Here is a 23,083-nt window from a genome sequence, read left to right as displayed (position 1 = left end):
TTCTTTGGTAAAGGAGATTCTTATGAGGAAGTTGTTTCTAATTTTCTTATTCTTGCCTATCTTCATATTGTATGCTTGTGGTGTACCCTCAGAAGCAAACTTAGGTACGCCAGAAAACGATAGAAAAAAATCTAATCACGAATTTAGAGAAATCAACCAATTAGTCGTTGATAATGAAAATGTAAAAATCACCATATTAAACATGAAGAAAAACAAAGAACAATCGAAACAAACTGTCACGATTACGTTTGACATTTTAAATAAACGAAAAGATACAATGAAAATACAAGCACAAAGACTATCAGTAGATGATCGGATGGTAGATGAAGCGATTTATCAATTGGAACAGGAAATCTCACCACAAAAAGCAGCCACTGCAAAACTAGTCATCCAACAATTAGAAGACATCGAATTTCCCGAATTTAAAAATGATTTAGAAATGGAATTATATATTTTGTCTTTAGATGATCCAAATTATGTTGAAAATCACCACGTGAAAATCATTTATGAATAGATGAAAGTGACTGATTTTTTTTAATACAAGATAGTCTAGAGTTATCAGTGTATAATAGTGATGGTAATCAAAGTATTTCATTCTACCAATAGGATTTAAAGGAGTTCGACTGATGAATATATTATTAACAACTTTGAACGCCAAATACATTCATACGAACTTGGCCATTCGTTATTTAAAAGCATTCGCACGTCCGGAGTTTGACCCAACGATTGTAGAATTTACGATAAAAGAACCGACATTAAATATTGTGACTGATCTTCATCAAAGAAAACCCGATTTAGTCGGTTTTAGTTGCTATATTTGGAATATCGAAGAAACGATTAAGGTTATTCAAATGCTGCGAGTTGTTAGCCCACATACAAAAATTGTATTAGGCGGGCCGGAAGTCTCTTATGATGTACATTATTGGTTGCGACGATTGGAAGGGCTTGTTGATTTCATCATTATGGGGGAAGGTGAATATTCTTTTAAACAATTGCTACGATATGTTCATGGAGAAATCCCACTAGAAGAAGTTCCAGGCATTGCTTACTTACAAGATGGAAAAATGAATATTCATCCACAGCCAAAGAAAATTGACTTACGGGAACTTCCAAGCCCATTCCGTTTTGAAGAAGATCGAGCTTCTATTTCAAAACGCATTCAATATATTGAAACAAGCCGCGGTTGCCCATTTAGCTGTCAATTTTGCTTATCTTCTATTGAAGTAGGCGTTCGCTATTTTAATAGGGAAAAAATAAAAGACGATATTCGTTATTTAATGGCCAATGGTGCAAAAACAATTAAATTCGTTGACCGAACTTTTAACATTAGTCGCAGTTATGCAATGGACATGTTCCAATTTTTAATTGATGAGCATGTACCTGGCGTGGTGTTCCAATTTGAAATTACTGCTGATATTATGCGACCTGAAGTCATTCAATTTTTAAATGACAATGCACCAGCAGGTTTATTCCGTTTTGAAATTGGCGTCCAATCTACGAATGATTTAACAAATGAATTGGTGAAACGTAGACAAAACTTTGAAAAATTAAAAAGAACGGTCACAATGGTGAAAGAAGGCGGGAAGATCGATCAGCATTTAGATTTAATTGCTGGACTTCCTGAAGAAGATTATGAGAGTTTCCGCAAAACATTTAATGATGTATTTGCGATGCGTCCAGAGGAATTGCAGCTCGGCTTCTTAAAACTATTGCGCGGTACAGGTTTACGAATTGAAGCCGAAAAGTTTGGATATACATATGTTGATATCGCACCTTATGAAATTTTATCAAACAACGTATTAAGCTTTGATGAAATTATTCGCATCAAACAAGCGGAAGATGTGCTCGAAAAATATTGGAATGCTCATCGAATGGACGATACAATTGAATACCTAGTGTCAGAAGTATTTGAAACCCCATTCGATTTCTTCCAAAACTTTGGTACTTTCTGGGAAGAAAAAGGATGGTCGAGAATAGGTCATCAATTGGAGGACTTATTTACGAGATTGGATGAATTTTTACGCACGTTACCAAACGTGAATTTAGGTATCGTTCATAGTTTAATGAAGCTCGATTTCTTATCGAAGCAACAATTCCACCCTCGAAAGCTTTGGTGGGAAGAACGAATTCCAAAAGAAGAATTGAAAGCAATAAATAAGAAATTAATTGAATCTCCTAATATTGTTGGAGAAGAATTTGCCCAATTGCAGATTAATGAAAAGGAACTTGTGAAGCATTCACTTATCGTTCCATTTAGTATAGATTATGATGAATATAAAAAAGGAAAAATTGTTGAAAGTGATACGTATTTGTTTGTCTTCTTCAGACAAGGAACTACTCCATACTTTGCAACGTTTCCAAAAAACCTCATAAAATAAAAAATAGTAGTACAAACCGAATGTTTGTTATGCTCCCTATTAGGTAGACAGTAAAAAAAATAAAACTGTTTATCTAATAGGGAGTTTATCAATGATGGTTTATGCTACTTTTTTATTAAAACATGGATTTTCTCATTGCTCGTGTGGATTGCACTCTTACTCGTGAAGATACGGTGCTTCTTGTGCAAATAACTACCTTGCTTGTGCATAAAACTCTCCTACTCGTGCAGATAATACATCAGCTCGTGCAAATACCACCCTTGCTTGTGCATATACCACCTAAGCTCGTTCAGATAGCAACCCTACTTATTTGGGTAATCTCCCACTAGTATTGAAAATCCTTCCTTCTATTCATTAACTTTTACTGAAACAATGCTAATCCAATAAACCAAAGTACAGGAACAAAAAGTGCTGGCAACATATTTAACGATTTGCTGTCTTTAATCCCTAAAATCGATAATCCAGAGCTTAATATTAAAATGCCTCCTACGATGGAAACCTCCGTCATTAGTTCAGCTGTTAAAAATGGTTCAATATATTTTGCACATAAATAAATCAAACCTTGCCAAATAAACAATACAACTGCAGCAAAGGCGATACCGATTCCATAAGTGGCAGCTAAAGCCATAGATGTCACTAAATCCAGCGTAGCATTTGTAAATAAGTATGTATGATTATTATTTAAAGCACTTTCCACCGGACCTAATATCGACAAAGTACCGATACAAAATAGCAAAATGGCTGTAGACAAGCCCTTACTTAAATCTGTTTTAGAAAACCGATCAACAACATTCTTAAATTTCCCATCAAAATCAATAATGGTCCCAATTAAACCACCAACAGATAAACTAACAATAAATAAGACCGGATATTTGCTATTCGGCATATTTTGAACAATCGCATTGATTCCTAAAGCAGTAGCGGCAAACCCCATGGCTGTAAATAATGCAGATTGATATTCTTCTTTAATTCCCTTTTTTAATGCGCTTCCTACAAAACTCCCTACCAGAATACAAATTGTATTTACGATTGTGCCAATCATCACTTAACACTCCCATCAAAAGTAACAAAACTATCCTTTAATAATATTTGAATTTTGTAATATTAAAGAATTTTAACACAACTTATATTAGGAAGCATATTTTACTTTTATACTAATAGAATTTTAAAAAGTTTTAACACATATTTCTATTATCAATGTACAAAAAATAACCCCCGTAAAAGTTTCGTAATGTGTTTAACTTTTACGGGGCTATCATTTTATATTTTTTCTAATATGTATTAATACTTATAAAGCATTGCAATAAATTCGTGCCCACCACCAATTGTCCAGAACAATACGATATCTCCTCGCTTAATTCGATTGGATTGAATTCCTTCATAAAGAGAGACGAATGGTGAGCTTGTTCCAGTATAACCATACTGGTCTCCTATATAGATAATTTTCTCATCAGGTATATTAAATCTTTCTTGAAGATTTTTGATATTTGATAGGGCAAATTGTGAAAAGCAAAATGCATCCACATCTTCAATTTGTAAATTATTTCGATGCAAAAGTTTTTCTATTTTTTCATACGCATACGGCAATGAAACAGCACCATCGAATGGAAGCCAACGAATATAACCAGGAAACTCTTTATTCAATACATATTTAGAAAAACCTTGATCTGGATATAAAATATTTTCTTTAAAAGAAGAATCCGTTTCGTAAATTGCATCGATAAACCCTGTATCTTCTTCCGTTTTTTCAAGAAATACAGCCGCTGCAGCATCTCCAAAGCTAGCATATGTAATTTCTTCATCCGGATTTGCAACAAGAGACAAATAGTCAGAACCTACTACTAATGCATTGGTGATGTGGGGATTGCTTAACAAGTATCGGGAAGCTTGTTCAACCGCAATCGTCATTCCTGCACAGTTAGCATTACTGTCGTAAACAATACAATCTTTTTTCCCTTGAATTGCCTCATGAACAAAAATTGCATTTGTAGGGAATGTCAACTCAGGTACTTGGGAAGAAAAGATAATCATATCGACATCTTTTCCTTCTACTCCTGCTTTCTCTAAAACTCGCTTAGAAGCGTCGATTGCCATCGTTATACTATTTTCTTCCGAATTATTTATTTGATAATAATTCTTTCTTCCTAAAGTTTCTAATAAATTAGAAATATCTTTCCCTTTATTTTCTTTAAAGTAATCAATATACTTCTGACTATTTACAACATGATTTGGATGATAGACTTCCACTTCTTTTATTTGAACATGCGTCATGCTTACTAAAAGCCTCCTATACAACTTTGAAACGAGAAGAACAATTATACTTCAACTACTTCAAATGGCTCTAAACCTACAGTTTTTGCAATTCTATTCAATTGCATTTTAATAATTGCACTTTGTTTAATTTCCACAACTACTTTTTTAAACCCTGTAGTTTTATAAAGTTCGAAACATCCTTGTAAATGTGGAATCATATCTTGCGTTATAACATTTAAATCACGACAATCAAAGCGTAATTCATATTGACTAGCTGGAATCGGATCAAGGTTCTTATGGTAATCATTTAAAAATTGTTGCACTTTTTCTGGAGAAAATGAGCCTCCTACAACCATATTCACTACTTTTTGCACTGAATTTACTTGAATAGAGTAAAATCCTTCTCTCATACTATTCCATCCTTCCAATAATAAATTTGTAATAATAAATCAGAAAAATAAAACTATATACCTAATAATTCAATAACACTATAAGTATAATAGTTTTATTTTTCAAAGTATAACAATTTATACCAATAGTAATATATCAAGTTCATCAAAAAATATCAATTACCTATTGCGGAATTTTTTAAAAAGTTAGAAATAACTATCAATTTTTTTGAAACATAATAAAAAAGGGATATTAAACTAAACCCTAATCTAGTTTAATATCCCTAATTACAAATTTATCTCATATAAACTTTTACAATAACCGTTGCATCATCAATGCTTAATTTTAAATTGAAAGAGTCTCCTCGGGATAGCCCTTTTTCTCCTAAACCAATCATTAAGTTTATTGTTCCATTGTAGGAGATTTCATATTGATCATTTGTAGTATTAATGTTTGTAATAATTGGACGAATTTCCCTTGAGGATCCGTCTGCAAAGGTAACTAGCCCTGTATTCGGATTAAAGTTTGCTTCTTTACCGTATTGATCCTCTATTTCAAAATAACCCTCTTCATAGATTTCTTTGAATAAATCCGTTGCTGTTAATACTAAACCATATTCAGAAACTTCTACATCAATCTCTTTTAATTCTTTCTGACTTAAAGAATTTTTATTGATTAAAACGAATTTACCATTTACCTTTACCTTTTCACTTGAAAGTGTAAGAGTATGCTTGATTTGTTCGCCTGTTTGGTTAATGGTGATGAAAATATCAGCTTCATAAGTTTGATTTTCCTCATCTAAAATACCATCTGCTTCAATGGCATCAACATTCGCAGTCACTTTATTACCATCTACATTTAAATATTTGCTATTCGTTGTAATGGTGTAAGCACTGCTTGGTAATTCGACTTTATCATGATTCACGAAACCATAAACCTTAATATTTGCATCATATTTATCTACTATTTGACCATCTGGAGTAACTCCAAGAACGAATTTTTCACTTTCTACTACAAACCTTGTTTCTTCTTTTGGTTCTTCAGTTTTCTGAATACTAATTCGTTTGTCAAATGCTGGTAAAATTTTTCCTGATTTTGAAGGTACCCCTTTTATTTCGAAGCGATAGTTTCCTTCATTTTTTGAATTAAGGGTAATTGTGTATGAATCCCCCTCTTTATTTAATTCACCTTTTGCAAATACTTCATTTTCTAATCCTACTAATTTGAAATATGTTGCTATTTCCTTCGAACTAGTTGATGTTGGCAAGTTGACTGCTTCATTAAATTGAACTACGATTTCGTTCCCTACTACTTCAACCTTTTTCACTTGGAAGAGTTTTTCCGTTAGCGTAGTGTTTATCAGTCTTTGTAAAAATGAAGCAAATTGCCCTCTCTTTAAAGTAGCTTTGGGTTTGAATTCTTTTACATTCGTTATGTTAAAGTAGTCTAATACTTGAATTGATGAACGGGCACTTTCTTTCGCTTCTTGTATATCAGTCACTTCAATTTCAAAAGATTGAGCATCAACATAATGATGAACGTCAACTTGATAAATTTTTGATAATGTATTTGCTAAAATCACCGCCATATCTTCACGGGTCATTGCTTGTGTTGGATTTAATCGATTCCCTTCAAAAATCCCTGCATCTTTTACTAGTGCTGAATACTGAAGCAACTCATCATCCGTATTTTTAGAAAGGTCTAAAAAGCGCATATTCGTTTTATAATCGCTAGGAATTTCATAGCCTTGTAACTTTATAAATCTACCAATCAATTTCACTACATCGGAACACGTTAAATCTTGATAAGCTCTAAATGTCCCATCAGGATATCCTTTAATAATTCCTGCATCCACTAATTGAACAATTGCCTGTTCATGAGTGTCACCTTTTATATCTGAAAATTGTGCCGCACTTGAAGCAACGGGAACTGCTGTTGCAGCAATCGTGACAGCAGTCGCTGCGGTAAATAAATTCAACCATTTTTTCTTTTTCATAAAAAATCCTCCAATATGCATTAATCAAATGAACGTCATCCGCTTCAATATGATAATTATACCTTTTCTACAAAATAGATGATAGTTTCAGCAATTAATTCCAGTCTATCTTTCGTTTGGAAAATAATACAAATTCCAACCCCCTATTTATTAGTCCGTATAAACAAAAGAAATGTTCCATATTGTTTCAAAATAGTATTCTCTCTTCCACCCATTACTTTCTGTTTATGAAAGCCTCCCAATTACCTATTCGAATATAAAATTCAAAAATTGGTATTTACGTGGAAAATAAATTGTGTTAACTTATGAATTAATCCAGTTAACAAGAAAACAACTAAGAAGGTGATGTTTTGAACCATTTTTGGGTCGTTGGAACAGACACAGATGTAGGAAAAACCTTTATTGCCACATTATTAATGCGCTATTTGCAAAAAAAAGGATTCAAAGTGGTTCCTTATAAGCCGGTACAAACAGGCGTCATGAAAAAGAACAATAAAACCTACTATCATGATACGTCTAGTTACCTAAATTATAGTTTGCAACCATTATCGCCTAATTCCATTAATTCATATTCTTTCCCCGCTCCTGCTTCTCCTCATTATGCAGCAGAACTTGAGGGAGAGTGGATTAGCGGAGCAAAAATACTCAATAAAATTGAACAATTACAGGATGAATATGATGTTGTGATTTGTGAAGGGGCTGGAGGACTTTATGTACCTCTGCAATCTCATACTTCTTTAACTTTACTAGATATCATTCAACGCTCGAAACTACCTGTTGTATTAGTTACCCATCCGAAACTTGGCACAATCAATCACACATTGTTGTCAATTGGCGCATTAAATGCAAGAGGAATTGAATTGCTCGGAATCGTTATCAACCAATACGAACATAGTGAAATCGAAAAAAATAATATTCAAACTTTACAACGTTTTATTCCCCATCAACAATTTGTCGTTGTGGAAGGAAATCGAACGATTGAAAGCTTTGATGAAGAAACGATTTTCGAAAGGCTGATGAATCGTGAATTACTCCGAACTACAAGATCTTGACTTTAAATATATTTGGCACCCATGTTCCCAAATGAAAGACTATGAAACATTTCCACCAATCGTTATAGAGAGAGGTGAAGGCATTTGGCTATATGACAAGCAAGGAAATCGCTATTTAGATGCCGTTTCATCTTGGTGGGTCAACTTATTTGGCCATGCCAATCCGCGCATTAGCAAGGCAATTGCCGACCAAGCAAAAAAATTAGAGCATGTAATTTTTGCGAACTTTACCCATGAACCAGCTATACATGTGGCAACAAAACTGGTTGAAAAAACTCCGGATGGATTAGAAAAAGTATTTTTTGCAGATAACGGTTCAGCTGCCATTGAAATAGCGTTAAAGATGAGCTTTCAATATCGTGCTCAAATTGGACAACCAAAAAAACAACGCTTCTTAACTTTTACAAATGCTTATCACGGAGAAACGCTCGGAGCTTTGTCAGTCGGGGCGGTAGATTTATATAACAAAGTTTTTCAACCTCTTTTATTAAATGTTGTTCAAGCAGAAGGACCAAATTGTTATCGCTGTCCATTTGCTGAACATCCAGGTACTTGCGATGCTCCTTGTGCAATGTTTGTGGAAGAGCAATTTAAGATGCATGCTGATACTCTTTCTGCTGCCATTATTGAACCGTTAATTCAAATTGCAGGCGGCATGAATATGTATCCTCCCGTTTTCTTAAAAAAATTACGGACATTGTGCGATCAATACGACGTGCATCTTATTGCGGATGAAATTGCGGTTGGTTTTGGAAGAACTGGAACGTTATTTGCATGTGAACAAGCAGATATAACACCGGATTTTCTCTGCTTATCGAAAGGCATTACCGGAGGATATTTGCCGCTTTCAGCAGTGCTAACAACAAACAAAATTTACTATGCGTTTTATGACGATTACGGCACAATGAAAGCTTTCTTGCATTCCCACAGCTACTCAGGCAATCCACTTGCATTGCGAGCGGCCCAAGAAGTGCTTGCCATATTTGAAGAAGAGCAAGTATTAGAAAAAATTGCAAAGAAAGCAAAACTTTTAAATAAATTAGCACACGAAGCCTTCGATTCACTTCCATATGTCGGTGAATATCGACAAACAGGATTTGTTGGCGCAATTGAATTAGTTGCAGACAAAAAAACAAAAGCCCCTCTCCCAAGTGAAGAGCGAATCGGCTATCGAATTTATAAAAGAGCATTAAATAGAGGAATTTTACTAAGACCCCTTGGCAATATTTTATATTTCATGCCACCATATATCATTTCTGAAGAGGAAATAGAATGGATGGTTAATACAGCTAAAGAAGAAATTGTCGAGTTTTTCAAAAAGAAAAAGGTGGGAATTATATGAGAAATTCACAGATTTTTTCACTTACATTAGTAGCGATATTCGCTGCATTGACCGCGATAGGAGCATTTATCAAAATACCATTGCCAATCGTTCCATTTACAATGCAAATTATCATTGTTTTTTTAGCTGGCTCCATTTTAGGCAGTAAAAGAGGTTTACAAAGTCAATTAGTATATATCTTTGTTGGTTTAGCAGGGCTACCTGTCTTTACTCAAGGTGGAGGACTGACATATGTATTGCAACCTACTTTCGGTTATTTAGTCGGCTTTGCTGTTGGTGCTTTTATTATAGGATACATCATTGAACGTGGAGGAGAAGAACCTTCCCGCTTACGATTTGTTGTTGCAAATTTAGTCGGCACTTTCGTTATTTATGCAATTGGTGCGCCATACGTATACTTTGCACTAAATTTCTTGCTGGACATGCCAACAAGTGCATCAACCGTATTTATGACTGCTTTTTTAAGCACTGTTGGTGTTGACATTGTATTAGCAATAGTTACTGGACTGTTTGCAAGAAGAATTTACTTCTTATTAAATAAAAAAATGTTCAATGTATTGGAGGTACCTAAATGAAATGGCAAACTTTAGCACAAGAAGTTATTAACGGAAAAGAACTTTCTAATGAAGAAGCAATGGAGATTTTGAACGCTGACGATGATGAACTACTGCCATTATTACATGGAGCTTTTACGATTCGTAAACACTACTTCGGCAAAAAAGTGAAATTGAACATGATTATGAATGCTAAAAGCGGGTACTGCCCTGAAGATTGCGGCTATTGTGCTCAATCTTCAAAATCCACAGCCCCTATCGAAAAATATCCTTTTATTACAAAAGAACAAATTTTAGAAGGCGCGAGAATTGCTTTTGAAAATAAAATTGGCACTTATTGCATTGTTGCAAGCGGCCGCGGTCCAACTCGAAAAGATGTGAACGTGGTTAGTGAAGCAGTAAAAGAAATTAAAGAAAAGTACGGATTAAAAGTATGTGCTTGTTTAGGGATATTGAAAGAGGAACAAGCAGAACAGTTAAAAGAAGCAGGGGTTGATCGATACAACCATAACATTAATACTTCAGAAAGACATCACGAATTCATTACGACAACTCATACGTACCAAGACCGGATCAATACGATCGATATCGTGAAAAAACACGGCCTTTCACCTTGCTCTGGCGCCATTATCGGAATGAAAGAAACAAAGCAAGATGTAGTTGATATTGCTCGGGCTTTACGAGCACTTGATGCAGATTCAATTCCAGTTAACTTCTTACATGCCATTGAGGGAACAAAACTGGAAGGGACGAATGAGCTGAATCCTCGCTATTGCTTAAAAGTGCTTGCATTATTCCGCTACATGAATCCAACAAAAGAAATTCGTATCTCTGGTGGGCGTGAAGTAAATCTGCGCTCCTTGCAACCGCTTGGACTATACGCAGCAAACAGCATCTTTGTCGGTGATTACTTAACAACGGAAGGACAAGAAAAAAATCAAGATTATAAAATGCTTGAGGACTTAGGATTTGAAATTGAACTCACTGAAAAACAACAGGAATTATTAAATGTTTAATGGAATATACCCTCTATGATTGAATAAGAGCGAATAGTTGTTTCGCTCTTTTTTCTTTGGAGGCATGGCTATTATGTTCGTTCCTTTGACTATTATCCTCTCGTGAATGACTATTATCTTCTGAAATTTGACTATTATCGTCCATCGCTTGCGGCTATTTTTATCGATTGGCTATTATGTTCGTTCCTTTGACTATTATCCTCTCGTGAATGACTATTATCTTTGGAAGTTTGACTATTATCGTCCATCGCTTGCGGCTATTTTTATCGATTGACTATTATGTTCGTTCCTTTGACTATTATCCTCTCGTGAATGACTATTATCTTTGGAAGTTTGACTATTATCTCCCATCGCTCGAGGCTTTTTTTATCGATTGGCTATTATGTTTGCCCCTTTGACTATTATCCTCTCGTGAATGACTATTATCTTCGGAAGTTTGACTATTATCTCCCGTCACTCTAGGCTGTTTTTATCGATTAACTATTATGTTTACTCCTTTGACTATTATCCTCCTTAGACGGAAATTGCATTCGAAATACAAGTAACTGAAAATCATTCAAAACTCAAACTTAGCAGGTTATGAGAAGAATTTTACAGCATAAATAAAACAGTAGAACCATTTATTAGTAAGCCTAGTAAAAATAAAGGAGAATTTGATGGCGAAAAATCAAATGATATTCATGTTCCTATCCCTTTGTTCTTTTTTATTAATTTGTGGATGTACAGACAAAGCGGTAGAGGAGCAAAAGGACATCTCGAAACTTGTTTCTTATGAGAAAAGCGACTACTACTCTCCTTGGCAAGAAGATACGTTTACTTTGATTCAGTTAAAAGGAATAACTGCAACAATCGATGGAAATGATGGAGCCGTTGTAGAAGGAAATCAAATTTTCATTTATACAACTGGCACATATGTCTTTGAAGGTGCACTGGATGACGGGCAAATAATCGTTGATACTAAGGATTCCGGAAATGTTCGCCTCGTATTCAATGGTGCCACCATTCATTCATCTACCACTTCCCCAATATATATTAAACAAGCAGATAAAACCATCATCACTCTTGAAGAAAATACAATTAATACCCTTACGGATGCATCCGAGTATGTCTATGAAAACGTTACAGATCAACCAACCGCTACAATCTATAGTAAAGATGACTTAACCATCAACGGACCCGGTACCTTAACAATTAAAAGCCACTTTAATGATGCCATTAACTGCAACGACGATTTAAAAATAACAGGAGGAACCATCGACATTACCGCACCTGACGACGGAATCATCGGAAGCGACTTACTAGCCATAAAAGATGCAATAATCAATTTAACGGTTGGCGGTGATGGGCTAAAATCCACCAACCATGAAGTTCAGTCAAAAGGTCATATCGTATTAGAAAGTGGTACCTTCACAATCAATGCAGGTGGCGATGGGATTCAAAGCGAAAAAATCGTTGCTATCAGAGGAGGAAAATATACTATTACTACAGGTGGCGGTGGTCAAAAAAGAATTGAAACATCTGAAGAAATATCAACGGGGACGAATTTTAATGATCGAGAATTAATCGAATATCTTCTTCATCATATTGAAGTTTCTGATGAAGTAAAAAAACAATTGGAAGGCGTGGAAACATACGATAAAGCGCTAGCCATTTTACAAGCGAATCCCGAAATGTTACAACAAATTTCCATACCAATGCCCTCTGATTCTTCTAGTTTCTCTGATAAGCAAATGAACGGGTCAATGCTACCGCAATTTTCTACGGCATCACCCAATCCTGTAAAACAACCACTACCACAAGAAGAAATGAATTCACCTATTCTTCAAAATAATCGAGTTCCGAGTAATAAAAGCACAAAAGGAATTAAGGCAGGCACAAGCATTTCGATTATGGGGGGAACATTCAACATCAACTCACTCGATGATGCCATTCATGGTAAAGATATTTTTATATCAGATGGTATCATTCACATTTCTACCGAAGACGATGCCATTCACGCTGATGATACCGTTACACTAGAAGGCGGAAATGTAAACATTGCAAAAAGTTATGAAGGCATTGAAGGGAAAAAAATTATTATTCGTGATGGAACGTACCATGTATTTGCGGAAGATGATGGAGTGAATATACAAGGCGAAAATTCACAAACAAATCAATCGAACAATGACGAAAGATTATTATTAATTGAAGGTGGCTATTTATACGTCAATGCAGATGGTGACGGACTCGACTCGAACGGTTCCATTAGAATGACAGGTGGTACGGTGATTGTCTATGGTCCAACCAATAACAACAATGGTCCATTAGACTATGACCACACATTTCTGATGGAAGGCGGTATCCTCATAGCTGCGGGCAGCGACGGTAAAGCACAAGGGGTTTCCAATAATTCTAGTCAAAACACAATTATGATGACTTTTCTTAAAGAGCAACAAGCAAATACAAGCCTTTATATCACCGATTCAAAGGAAAATGAAATTATTGCTGTTAAACCTGAAAAAGAATTCCAATCGATTGTCATTAGCACTCCTGATTTGAAATTGAACCAAACATATACCCTTCATTATGGCGGTATTTTATCTGGTGAAAGTATCGATGGACTCTATCGAAATACAAATTATCAAAACGGGAAATTTTCAGTGGAATTTACGATAACATCCCCAATGACCTTTTTACATGAGAATAATGTTATTAAAGAAAATCGCGAAGTCAATCTGTTCTTTCACAACGAACCAATGAGGGCTCCACTATAAAAAAGGGCGTCAAATTTTACGACGCCCTTCATTCATAGTAATGCTTCGCAATGATAGCTAAACTTCATTAATATTCGATTTTGCTGTTCCCAATTCAATAGTTATTCATATAATATAAAAGATACTGGAATTGGGGGGAAGAATGATGAAAAATTATGATCATTCAAATCCGATGAATTCAACATCCTCCAACTCATCTGAAGATATCTCAATAAAATTAGGGATTATCGGAATTTTTCTTTCAACAATAGGGGATATCATTTCTTCCTATGCAGAACTACTTTCCATAGATGAATTTCAACAATCTCAACAAAAAGTTCAAGAATATGATGAAAGAATAGCAAAGCTTGAAAAACAAGTTCAATATTTAACACAAGAAATTCAAAAACAGAAAGGGAGGAAAAAATATTATTGAAAGAGTGTACTGAACATAAAAGCTTGCAACAAGTCCTAATTGACTTTTCGCAAGCTACTCATTTTATGATGATGAAATAATTTTCCATCATTCCTAACTAAACAGAAATCAGCTCACAGCCAGCCACTTTCCCCTATCTTTAACGTTCGCAATCTTTTACTTAACGACAATAAGTTTCTTTTCGACTGGAATTATTTCTTTTTCCATTAATGGTTGTACTTGTTTTCCGAAAGGCATTTGAGCAATAATCTTCCAGCTATCAGGAACATTCCATTCCGGTTGAATATTTATTTCCATATGTTGAAGGGATGCTGCATAGCCTACAGCTTCCAACCCTGTCCAAACTACATATTGAAGCATACCTTGATTTTGTTGAGACCATACTTCTAACTCATCATGAAATTGAGGCATTTTTTCTTGTAAACCTCTGATTACATCTCTGTCTTGGAAGAATAAAATCGTTCCATGACCATTGCGAAACCCATTAATTCGCTCCTCTATTCGTGCAAAATCCTCCTTAGTTTTCTTTCGGGCAATTTCTTCTGTATCGTTCCAAAGTTTTTTATGATTTTCCCCAAACAAAATCACCACGCGAGTTTCCTGTCCATTGAATGCAGTTGGTGTATGATTTAATGCGGATTCTACAATTTCAATAACTTGTTCATCTGGAACAACAGCTACATCTTCCAATACACGAATAGAACGGCGATTTTTCACTGCTTCAAAAAAATCCATTTATATTCCCTCCTATTTAGTTGCGCTTGTTATATTAACATAAATTAATGAAAAATTAATAAATAATGCTTATCAACACGGATTCTTGTAACGAAAAACATTTGACAAAATCTATTTTTGTTTTATTATGAATTAATAATTATATAACTTTTATCTAATGAATTCACATATTACAAAAAGTAATCGTGTTCGTTTGGTACTTTTTGTAATGTGTGAATTTTTTTAGTTTAAAAATGTAATTATGGAAAATTAAATTTGGAGGTTTTTTTAAAATGAATCAAGGTACAGTAAAATGGTTTAACTCAGAAAAAGGTTATGGATTCATTGAAGTTGAAGGTGGAATCGATGTATTTGTCCATTACACCGCAATTCAAGGAGACGGCTTCAAAACACTTGAAGAAGGTCAAAAAGTTGAGTTTTCAGTGGAAGAAGGCAACCGTGGACCTCAAGCAACAAACGTTGTGAAACGATAAATACGTTGATCCTCTGCAAAAGGCAGAGGATTTTTTTATTCCATATGATAAGCATTTTTTTCGACTTTTATAATAATTATTATATAATAATTATTAGAATAAAATAATAGATGAAGGGGATTAGAGCATGTCTATTTATGAATTTCTTATAAAAAAACCAAACGGTGAAATTCTTTCAATGGAAACTTATCGCAATAAAACGATGTTAATAGTAAACACTGCAAACCACTGCCGTTTTACATATCAATTTGAAGATTTACAAAGATTGTATAAAAAATTTGCAAATCAAGGTCTCATCATATTAGGTTTCCCAAGCAATCAATTTGCTGAACAAAATCCTGAAGATGGAAAAGAAACAGAAAGAATGTGTAAAATAAATTTCGGTGTAACGTTCCCGATTTTTGATGTAATTGATGTCAATGGAGATGAAGCTCATCCGCTATTTGAATATTTAAAAGAACAAGCAGAATGCCGCGAGTTCGGAATCGATTTTGAAGAAAAGATACTAAAATCTAAAATTCAAGAAAGTACCCCTCTTGCCCTTGATGGAAAAAACATTCGATGGAATTTTACTAAATTTATTGTGGATGCAAATGGAAATGTAGTGAAACGCTTTGAACCAACCGATTCTATACTAGATGTGGAAAATGCGATTCAAGACGCAGTAAAAACTTCTATTGCATAAATGATGGGATTGTCAATTTATGAGCGGATTAGAAAAGGATTGGGGATATATTCTAATTTGCTCTTTATTTGCAAAAGCTGTTAACGGAAAAATAGGAAATTTAAGAGCCTTCTAGACATTTTCTAGAAGGCTCGAGTCCCTATTCCCTTTCTAACTCTTCACCAGATGATTATGATATCGTCCAATTGGGACGATTGATGGTGATAATGAAACAGGATCTTGAACGACAGTGCAATCGAGTCCAAAAATATCTTTAATTAATTGGCTACTGATAACTTCTGATGGAGTCCCTTCCGCCACTAATTTACCTTGCTTAAAGGCAAAAATATGATCTGCATATCGGGCAGATAAATTGATATCATGAAGCACCAAAACAATCGTTGTGCCGCGTTTTCGATTTAAATCTGTAAGCATATCCAGTATTTCTACTTGATATGTAATATCCAAATAGGTTGTTGGTTCATCCAAAAATAAAATATCCGTTTGTTGAGCAAGGGCCATTGCAATCCATACACGCTGTCTTTGGCCACCCGAAAGTTCATCAATATAACGATCGGCTAAATCGGTAATGTTCATGATTTCCATTGCTTCGCTTACAGCATCATCATCTTGACTCGTCCAACCTTTTAAAAACGAATGATGTGGAAATCTTCCTCGACCTACTAAATCAACCACCGTAATTCCTTCTGGAACGATAGGAGATTGTGGTAAATACCCTAACACACGAGCTAATTGTTTAGTGGGAATTTGATGAATCGGTTTTCCATCCAACAATACTTGGCCAGAGTCAGGTTTTATTAATCTTGCCATCGTTTTTAATAATGTTGATTTCCCACAACCATTCCCACCAATAATTATACTGATTTTATTGCTTGGAATAGTGATGGTTACGTCTTGCAGAACGGTCTTCTTATCGTATCCTGCAAACAGATTTTCAACTGAAAGCACGTGTGTAGGTTTCATTACAATCCACCCTTTCGATTCAAACGAACTAATAAATATAACAAGTAAGGTGCACCAAGGATACCGGTAATCACACCCACTGGATATCTAGCTTCGAAAGCATGTTGACCAATTAAATCCCCAGCCAATACTAGGATTACGCCAACAAGCCCGGCAGGAATGATATTTGAAAAGCCTGTACCCATGATTCTATTGGCAATTGGCCCCGAAAGAAATGCAACGAAAGCAATCGGCCCTGTTGTTGCCGTAGCTAAAGCAATCATCAATACGGAACTTATCATCAACATGATTCTCGTTCTATTTACATTTACTCCAATCGATGTCGCTGTTTGATCTCCTAATTCCAACATCTCCAATTGCTTACCGTACATAATTAAAATCGGAGTCAAAAGAATGACAGTGAAAATGAGTGGATAAAGAGTTTCCAATTTCAACCCATTTAAACTGCCGCTCAGCCAGCGCATTGCCGTTGGTATATCGTGTTGATTCCCAATCAACAGTAAATAAGAAATAACAGAATTTAACATCGCCTGAATGCCAATACCGATTAAAATCAATCTTCCAATGGAGAAGGAACTCCCTTTTGCTAAAAAATAAATAATCAATACTGTACATAGACCACCCATTACGGCAGCGATTGAAATGGTTGCAAGACTGGCATGAAGAATAACGATGCAAAAAACAGCCGCAGCGCTTGAACCTGTCGTAATCCCAATCACATTGGGATTGGCTAATGGGTTCCGTAACATCGTTTGAAATACATAACCACCAGCACCAAAGGCGAAACCTGCAAACACTCCTGCCACCATTCGAGGTAACCGAATTGTTCCGACAGCAAAGGATGCCCCCTTTACTTCTTCACCAAAAAGTACCCGTATTACGTCTTTTACAGGATAAATCGTGTTACCAATCATCAGCATCATGAAGCATAAGACTACTGAGATTAAGCCCAGTAATGCTGTCAAAATTACAAAGCGACGTTGTCTTTTTGAACGAGCTGATCGAATTAAACTCAATGTATCATTCATCATATTTCACGAACTTTCGATTTCATTGTAATGAAAATTAATATAGGAGCACCAATAAAGGCTGTTACAACCCCGACTTCTAATTCCCCAGGACTACCTAACAACCTTCCACATACATCTGACAATGTTAATATAATTGCTCCTGTAAGAGCAGACAGCGGTATAATGTAGCGCATATCCGGTCCGATTACTAATCGAACAACATGAGTTGCAAGTAAACCGATAAATCCTATGGGGCCAGCAAGAGCTGTTGCAGCACCACATAATAGTACGCCACCGAATGCAGCAATTAGCCGAATGAACCCAATCCGTACACCTAAACTAGTAGCAACCTCATCCCCTAAAAGTATGGCATTTAATGCGGGAGCTGTAATAACGGCAATGATACATCCTGTTAACAAGAAAGGGAGAAAAATTGAAATGGAATCCCAAGAGCCTGATCCCACGCTACCTACTTGCCAAAATCGAAATTGATCCATAACATTTGTACGCGGAATCATGACCGCTGAAACAAGCGAAGACAAAATGGCACTTGTCGCGGCACCTGCCAACACAAGTTTCAATGGTGTTGCACCGCCACTTCCCATCGATCCAATGGAATAGACAAATATTGCAGTAATCATTGCTCCAACAATCGCAAACCAAATATATTGACTGGCAGAACTAATATGAAAGAACGCAATTCCACATACGACAAAAAGGGCTGCCCCCGTATTGACTCCTAATATGCTTGGATCCGCAATCGGATTTCGGGTCACCGATTGCATTAAGGCACCCGAAACTCCGAGAGCGACTCCGGTCATAATACTAAAAATGGTGCGGACAACCCTTTGCCGTACAACATTTGCTTCATGGGAATCTACTTGCGAATGGAATAGTCCATCCATTATATCCGTCCAACTAATGATTCGAGAACCAAATAATAATGAAGCAATGATGCAAACACCCAGTAAAACAATTAGGACAAAAAGCAGTACAAACAATTTTTTCGGGATAAGGTTTTGCTTTTTTTCTTTATAGGTTGTTGTTTTCATCATATTAATTTAGCTTTTTTGCCGCTTCTGCAAGCAAACTTAAATATTCATCGATGGTGTACGCAATGGAAAGCGGATTCGGATTACCAGCTGCTGCTAATGGTGTATTATCACCAATGACTACAACGGCACCTTTTTGAATTGCCGGTACTTTTCCTAAAATTGAGTCCTGTTGAAGAGCTTTTAATGTTTGCTCATCACCATATGTCACGATAATGTCTACATCATTTAATGCATCTGCGTTTTCTGCACTCATTTCGATATAGAAACTATTTGGATCTCCAATAAATTCTTGTAAGCTTTCAGGATATTTCATTCCTAACTCTTCAAGAAACTCTCCGCGCGGGTCTTGCGTTGTATAGACATAGAATTTTGATAAATCTGCTGCACTGATAGACGCAAAAGCAGCTTTCTTTCCTGCTAATTCAGGATATTTGCTTACCTTTTCTTTAATTAAGTTTTCTGTATCTGCAATCAGTTGTTTACCTTCTTCTTCCATTCCCATACCTTTTGCATTGTATAAGATTTGATCTCTCCAAGATATTACCCAAGGCGTTTCTGGATAAGCAACAACTGGCGCAATTTCAGTTAAAATATCGTATTCTTCTTTTGTAATGCCTGAATATGCCGCAAGAATAACATCTGGTTCACTATCTGCAATTGCTTCAAAATCTAATCCATCTGTATCTTGGTAAATATTTGGTTTTTCTACACCAAGTTCTTTTAATTTTTCTTTTGTCCATGGAAGCATGCCACTATCATCTTGAACGCCATAGTTAGCAGCAGAAAAACCTACTGGTACAACTCCTAAAGCAAGCGCAACATCATGGTTTGCCCAAGCGATAGTTGCAACTCGTTCTGGTTTCTTTTCAATTACCGTTTCACCAAATGCATGTTGAATGACAATCGGATATTCTACTGATGATTCATTGCTTGTGTTCGTTTCTTTTTCTTCACCATTTGATTGATTAGAGGATTGTTCAGAACAACCTGCTAACAAGAGTATGAATAATAATGTAAAAACTATTGAGAATATTTTATTTTTCATCTTAGTACACCTCTTTTATTTCGCAATTGATAATAATTATCATTTTCGATGATAATATAATATTTTTACAAACCGATTGTCAATCACTAATTAACTATTTATAAATGGGAATTTCATAATTCATTTCAATATAATTCCTTAATAGGATTCTTTATCCGACATACATTAAAATAAAATATCCCTTCATAATAAAAACACCATTTCTCCCCATCGTCAATGAGTAAAATGGTGTTTCATAAAAATAGTTTTCATATACGGCTAATATCCAATACAATGATTGGTTCTTGTTCCTCTAAATAATATACATCAAAAACTAGTTTATTATTGAGAAAAGCCATTTTTGCCATTTGTTTTTTGGATTTTCCGTAATTAAAATTCTCTTTTATGATTGGTAGAGGTTTTGAAATGATGTAATCAATCTCTAAAATACGACATAAGCTTATTAATTCTACCATCGCTTTTAATTCGTATCCCTTTTGCTGGTATTCATTATTTAAGAATATTTCATTTACTATTAGGAACTTAATGTAACCTTCATCAAAGGTAGATTGAAAATGTTTTTTAAAAGTAGAAATGATTGTATATTCCTCATCTGAAAATGATTTGGCTACCTTTAACAAATCAGATTTATCCATTATAAAAGAGTTGTAAATTTTGAAGTTTAGATAACCTATCGTTTTTGCGCCTTCATTCATGAGAATGATATTTGTCCATCCATTAATCAATTGATATTCTGGATTTGTTTCAATAGAAGTATCAATTCGTATATAACTATTTTGAAATTCTTCTAATATAAAATCGGTTTGTTTACCTAATAAAAACGGGTTAGTATTTGGAGCATTTCTTTTTTTCTTTGATGATTCAATAAAAAACTTGTTCATCTTTTGAAAATGGAGATCCTCGTCTCTATTTTCCATGAAAACAACTCCTCTTCATCTTTTATTATCAATTACAATAACACGAACAAAAGTTCTTGTAAAGTTTAATTTTACATTATTCTGAATTTTTTCCATTTTATTATATCAATATCATTCTACCTTTTTGCAAATGATAACTCCATATATTTTGATAATATTACCAATTTAAAAACTAAATTGAAAATTCCTCATTTTCCTACTTTTTCAATCTACATAGATTCCTTTCTGAAAAGTTGCTAAAATTAGAATTATTCAACTTAGAAGGAGCAGAGATTATGAAAAAGATGAGTTCATTTTCTACTTATGCAGTCATTGGTACAATGCTATTTGGGATGTTTTTTGGTGCAGGGAACTTAATTTTCCCAATCCAAATGGGACAACTAGCTGGTACAAATTTTTGGCCTGCATTAATTGGATTCCTCATTACAGCCATCGGGTTACCCTTCTTAGGAATCATTGCCTTTGGGTTATCTGGTAGCAATAGTTTACGGGAATTAGCTGGAAGAGTTCATCCACTGTTCGGCGTGATTTTTGCAATCGCTCTTTATTTAACGATTGGTCCATTTTTCGCAATTCCACGAACAGCAACGGTACCTTTCGTTGTAGGTTTTGAACCATATATCAATCCCGAATATAGCACATTGTTGTTAGGAATTTTTAGTTTTGTATTTTTTGCCATTGTCTATTACTTCTCTTTAAATCCAGCGAAAATCGTCGATTATATTGGGAAATATTTAACCCCTGCCTTTTTATTGTTCTTATTCATTTTAATTATTATCGCAATCATAAAACCAATGGGGTCATTCGATCAACCAATTGGCGATTATCGCGACCCTGCATTTATAACAGGATTTAAAGAAGGATACAATACAATGGACCTTCTTGCATCATTAGCTTTCGGCATTGTCGTGATTAACGCAATAAAAGGACAAGGAATTACAAATAAAACAGAAATTGCAAAGTCAACTTTGAAAGCCGGCGTATTTGCCATGGCACTGATGGCACTCATTTATGGACTTATTACGTATATGGGAGCATCTAGCGTATTGGCAATCGGCACTTTCGAAAATGGCGGACAAATCTTTGCCGCAGTCGCGCAATATTATTTCGGTGATTATGGGGCAATACTACTTGCGATTATCATTGTTCTTGCTTGTTTAAAAACAAGTATTGGATTGATAACGTCTTGTAGTGAGTTTTTCAACAAAGTATACCCTAAAATTAGTTATAAATGGTTCGTACTCATCTTATGTCTTGTATCATTTACAATAGCGAACTTTGGTTTAAACAATATCATTCAATTCGCTATTCCTGTATTAATGTTATTGTATCCATTAGCGATTGTTCTAATTATTTTAACCCTTTGCTCACCTTTATACGGAAATAAGCAAAGTGTCTATGCTTCAACGATGTTTTTCACTTTCTGTGTAAGCTTATTTGATGGTTACAGTACATTAGTTGCAAGTTTACCAAGTACAACTATTTCATTGTTCGAATCAATTAAGTCATTTTATTCCGATTATTTGCCACTTTATGATATTGGACTAGGCTGGATGTTGCCGGCTGCCTTAGGATTCATCATCGGAATTTTGTGGCCAAAAGGCTCAAAACAAATCGTGACACAATAAAAAAAGGGCCGTCACTTTATGGCGCCCTTTTCAACATTGACATAAGTTTGGAAATGTAATATTGCAATAATACAATTGAAACAGGAACAAGAATTTTTTACATTGTTTACTCCAATTAAATAAGATGGAAAATTACTATCATTTAAGGTAACATAATTTGTGACTGAAAGGAGGCTAATAAGGATGTTTGACCAAGTTGCAATTACTATTTTAGAAGCACTGACTATTTTAACAGTTTTATTTATTGTATTTCTTCTACCACTTGGTGACTATCTATTAAGAAAAAAGTAATATTTCCTTAAAAGAAGGGAGTCAATTCATAACTCCCTTCTTTTTTATTTCCTCCATTATTCACTTTCTTCATCGCATCCATCCCAATCAAAAAAGTGTATCGATAAATGATTTTCCACTTTTTTATTTAAG

The 23,083-nt window shown here is 34.9% G+C and carries 21 protein-coding genes; 11 read left to right on the top strand and 10 right to left on the bottom strand.

All coding sequences use genetic code 11. The features are described from left to right. The first annotated feature begins 22 nt into the window (after positions 1 to 22). Positions 23 to 514 carry a hypothetical protein gene (locus tag HF990_RS03515; protein ID WP_016838645.1) on the top strand — a complete coding sequence of 164 codons (492 nt, stop codon included), beginning with the start codon at positions 23 to 25 and terminating at the stop codon, positions 512 to 514. A gap of 112 nt (positions 515 to 626) precedes the next feature. Further along, complete coding sequence (locus HF990_RS03510) at positions 627 to 2,378, top strand: B12-binding domain-containing radical SAM protein (protein WP_016838644.1); 1,752 nt, start codon at positions 627 to 629, stop codon at positions 2,376 to 2,378. Positions 2,379 to 2,739: 361 nt separating this feature from the next. On the opposite strand, the gene HF990_RS03505 is transcribed toward HF990_RS03510, so the two are convergent. From HF990_RS03505 to HF990_RS03490, 4 genes are all read right to left on the bottom strand, one after another. Further along, positions 2,740 to 3,420: a DUF554 domain-containing protein gene (locus HF990_RS03505; RefSeq protein WP_016838643.1), complete on the bottom strand. Its 681-nt coding sequence runs from the start codon at positions 3,418 to 3,420 to the stop codon at positions 2,740 to 2,742. 239 nt (positions 3,421 to 3,659) lie between these two features. Further along, positions 3,660 to 4,649: a ketoacyl-ACP synthase III gene (locus HF990_RS03500; RefSeq protein WP_168411982.1), complete on the bottom strand. Its 990-nt coding sequence runs from the start codon at positions 4,647 to 4,649 to the stop codon at positions 3,660 to 3,662. A 44-nt stretch (positions 4,650 to 4,693) separates the two neighbouring features. Beyond that, a complete protein-coding gene (locus tag HF990_RS03495; RefSeq protein ID WP_016838641.1) occupies positions 4,694 to 5,041 on the bottom strand; it encodes a hypothetical protein in 348 nt (115 codons plus the stop codon). A gap of 275 nt (positions 5,042 to 5,316) precedes the next feature. Then, a complete protein-coding gene (locus tag HF990_RS03490) occupies positions 5,317 to 7,017 on the bottom strand; it encodes an S-layer homology domain-containing protein (protein WP_016838640.1) in 1,701 nt (566 codons plus the stop codon). A 350-nt stretch (positions 7,018 to 7,367) separates the two neighbouring features. On the opposite strand from HF990_RS03490, the gene bioD reads away from it, so the two are divergent. The 6 genes from bioD (at position 7,368) to HF990_RS03460 (ending at position 14,149) form a co-directional block, all read left to right on the top strand. After that, positions 7,368 to 8,069, top strand: coding sequence for a dethiobiotin synthase (gene bioD, locus HF990_RS03485; protein WP_016838639.1), 702 nt, complete (start codon positions 7,368 to 7,370; stop codon positions 8,067 to 8,069). Next, positions 8,041 to 9,411 (top strand): adenosylmethionine--8-amino-7-oxononanoate transaminase, encoded by a 1,371-nt coding sequence (gene bioA / locus HF990_RS03480; RefSeq protein ID WP_168411981.1) that lies wholly within the window; start codon positions 8,041 to 8,043, stop codon positions 9,409 to 9,411. Before bioD ends, bioA begins: the two co-directional genes overlap by 29 nt. Further along, complete coding sequence (locus HF990_RS03475) at positions 9,408 to 9,986, top strand: biotin transporter BioY (RefSeq protein WP_016838637.1); 579 nt, start codon at positions 9,408 to 9,410, stop codon at positions 9,984 to 9,986. Before bioA ends, HF990_RS03475 begins: the two co-directional genes overlap by 4 nt. Beyond that, positions 9,983 to 10,981, top strand: a complete 999-nt coding sequence (bioB, locus tag HF990_RS03470; protein WP_016838636.1) for a biotin synthase BioB — start codon at positions 9,983 to 9,985, stop codon at positions 10,979 to 10,981. Before HF990_RS03475 ends, bioB begins: the two co-directional genes overlap by 4 nt. Positions 10,982 to 11,637: 656 nt before the next feature. Beyond that, positions 11,638 to 13,734, top strand: coding sequence for a carbohydrate-binding domain-containing protein (locus HF990_RS03465; protein WP_096551727.1), 2,097 nt, complete (start codon positions 11,638 to 11,640; stop codon positions 13,732 to 13,734). Positions 13,735 to 13,879: 145 nt separating this feature from the next. Then, positions 13,880 to 14,149 (top strand): hypothetical protein, encoded by a 270-nt coding sequence (locus HF990_RS03460; protein ID WP_016838634.1) that lies wholly within the window; start codon positions 13,880 to 13,882, stop codon positions 14,147 to 14,149. 156 nt (positions 14,150 to 14,305) lie between these two features. On the opposite strand, the gene HF990_RS03455 is transcribed toward HF990_RS03460, so the two are convergent. Next, positions 14,306 to 14,884, bottom strand: coding sequence for a nitroreductase family protein (locus HF990_RS03455; protein ID WP_016838633.1), 579 nt, complete (start codon positions 14,882 to 14,884; stop codon positions 14,306 to 14,308). Positions 14,885 to 15,156: 272 nt separating this feature from the next. Here HF990_RS03455 and HF990_RS03450 point away from each other — a divergent pair, with 272 nt between their 5' ends. After that, positions 15,157 to 15,357: a cold-shock protein gene (locus tag HF990_RS03450; protein ID WP_016838632.1), complete on the top strand. Its 201-nt coding sequence runs from the start codon at positions 15,157 to 15,159 to the stop codon at positions 15,355 to 15,357. Positions 15,358 to 15,484: 127 nt separating this feature from the next. Continuing rightward, positions 15,485 to 16,042: a glutathione peroxidase gene (locus tag HF990_RS03445; RefSeq protein WP_016838631.1), complete on the top strand. Its 558-nt coding sequence runs from the start codon at positions 15,485 to 15,487 to the stop codon at positions 16,040 to 16,042. A gap of 150 nt (positions 16,043 to 16,192) precedes the next feature. Here the strand turns inward: HF990_RS03445 and HF990_RS03440 are convergent, their stop codons facing one another. From HF990_RS03440 to HF990_RS03420, 5 genes are all read right to left on the bottom strand, one after another. After that, on the bottom strand, positions 16,193 to 17,005 hold the full coding sequence (locus tag HF990_RS03440) for an ABC transporter ATP-binding protein (protein WP_016838630.1): 813 nt from the start codon (positions 17,003 to 17,005) through the stop codon (positions 16,193 to 16,195). Further along, on the bottom strand, positions 17,005 to 18,036 hold the full coding sequence (locus tag HF990_RS03435; RefSeq protein WP_016838629.1) for a FecCD family ABC transporter permease: 1,032 nt from the start codon (positions 18,034 to 18,036) through the stop codon (positions 17,005 to 17,007). Before HF990_RS03435 ends, HF990_RS03440 begins: the two co-directional genes overlap by 1 nt. After that, positions 18,033 to 19,070, bottom strand: a complete 1,038-nt coding sequence (locus HF990_RS03430) for a FecCD family ABC transporter permease (RefSeq protein WP_016838628.1) — start codon at positions 19,068 to 19,070, stop codon at positions 18,033 to 18,035. Before HF990_RS03430 ends, HF990_RS03435 begins: the two co-directional genes overlap by 4 nt. A gap of 1 nt (position 19,071) precedes the next feature. Then, positions 19,072 to 20,115, bottom strand: a complete 1,044-nt coding sequence (locus HF990_RS03425) for an iron-siderophore ABC transporter substrate-binding protein (RefSeq protein ID WP_016838627.1) — start codon at positions 20,113 to 20,115, stop codon at positions 19,072 to 19,074. Between the two features lie 248 nt (positions 20,116 to 20,363). Beyond that, the gene (locus HF990_RS03420) at positions 20,364 to 21,032 is read right to left on the bottom strand and encodes a hypothetical protein (RefSeq protein WP_016838626.1); all 669 of its coding nucleotides are present in this window, start codon (positions 21,030 to 21,032) and stop codon (positions 20,364 to 20,366) included. Between the two features lie 275 nt (positions 21,033 to 21,307). On the opposite strand from HF990_RS03420, the gene brnQ reads away from it, so the two are divergent. Continuing rightward, positions 21,308 to 22,660 carry a branched-chain amino acid transport system II carrier protein gene (gene brnQ / locus HF990_RS03415; protein WP_016838625.1) on the top strand — a complete coding sequence of 451 codons (1,353 nt, stop codon included), beginning with the start codon at positions 21,308 to 21,310 and terminating at the stop codon, positions 22,658 to 22,660. The last annotated feature ends 423 nt before the right edge of the window (positions 22,661 to 23,083 follow it).

The sequence above is a fragment of the Ureibacillus thermosphaericus genome (assembly GCF_012396605.1).
Classification (GTDB): domain Bacteria; phylum Bacillota; class Bacilli; order Bacillales_A; family Planococcaceae; genus Ureibacillus; species Ureibacillus thermosphaericus.
Note: the sequence above shows the minus strand (reverse complement) of the source record. Positions and strands in the feature narration are given on the sequence as shown.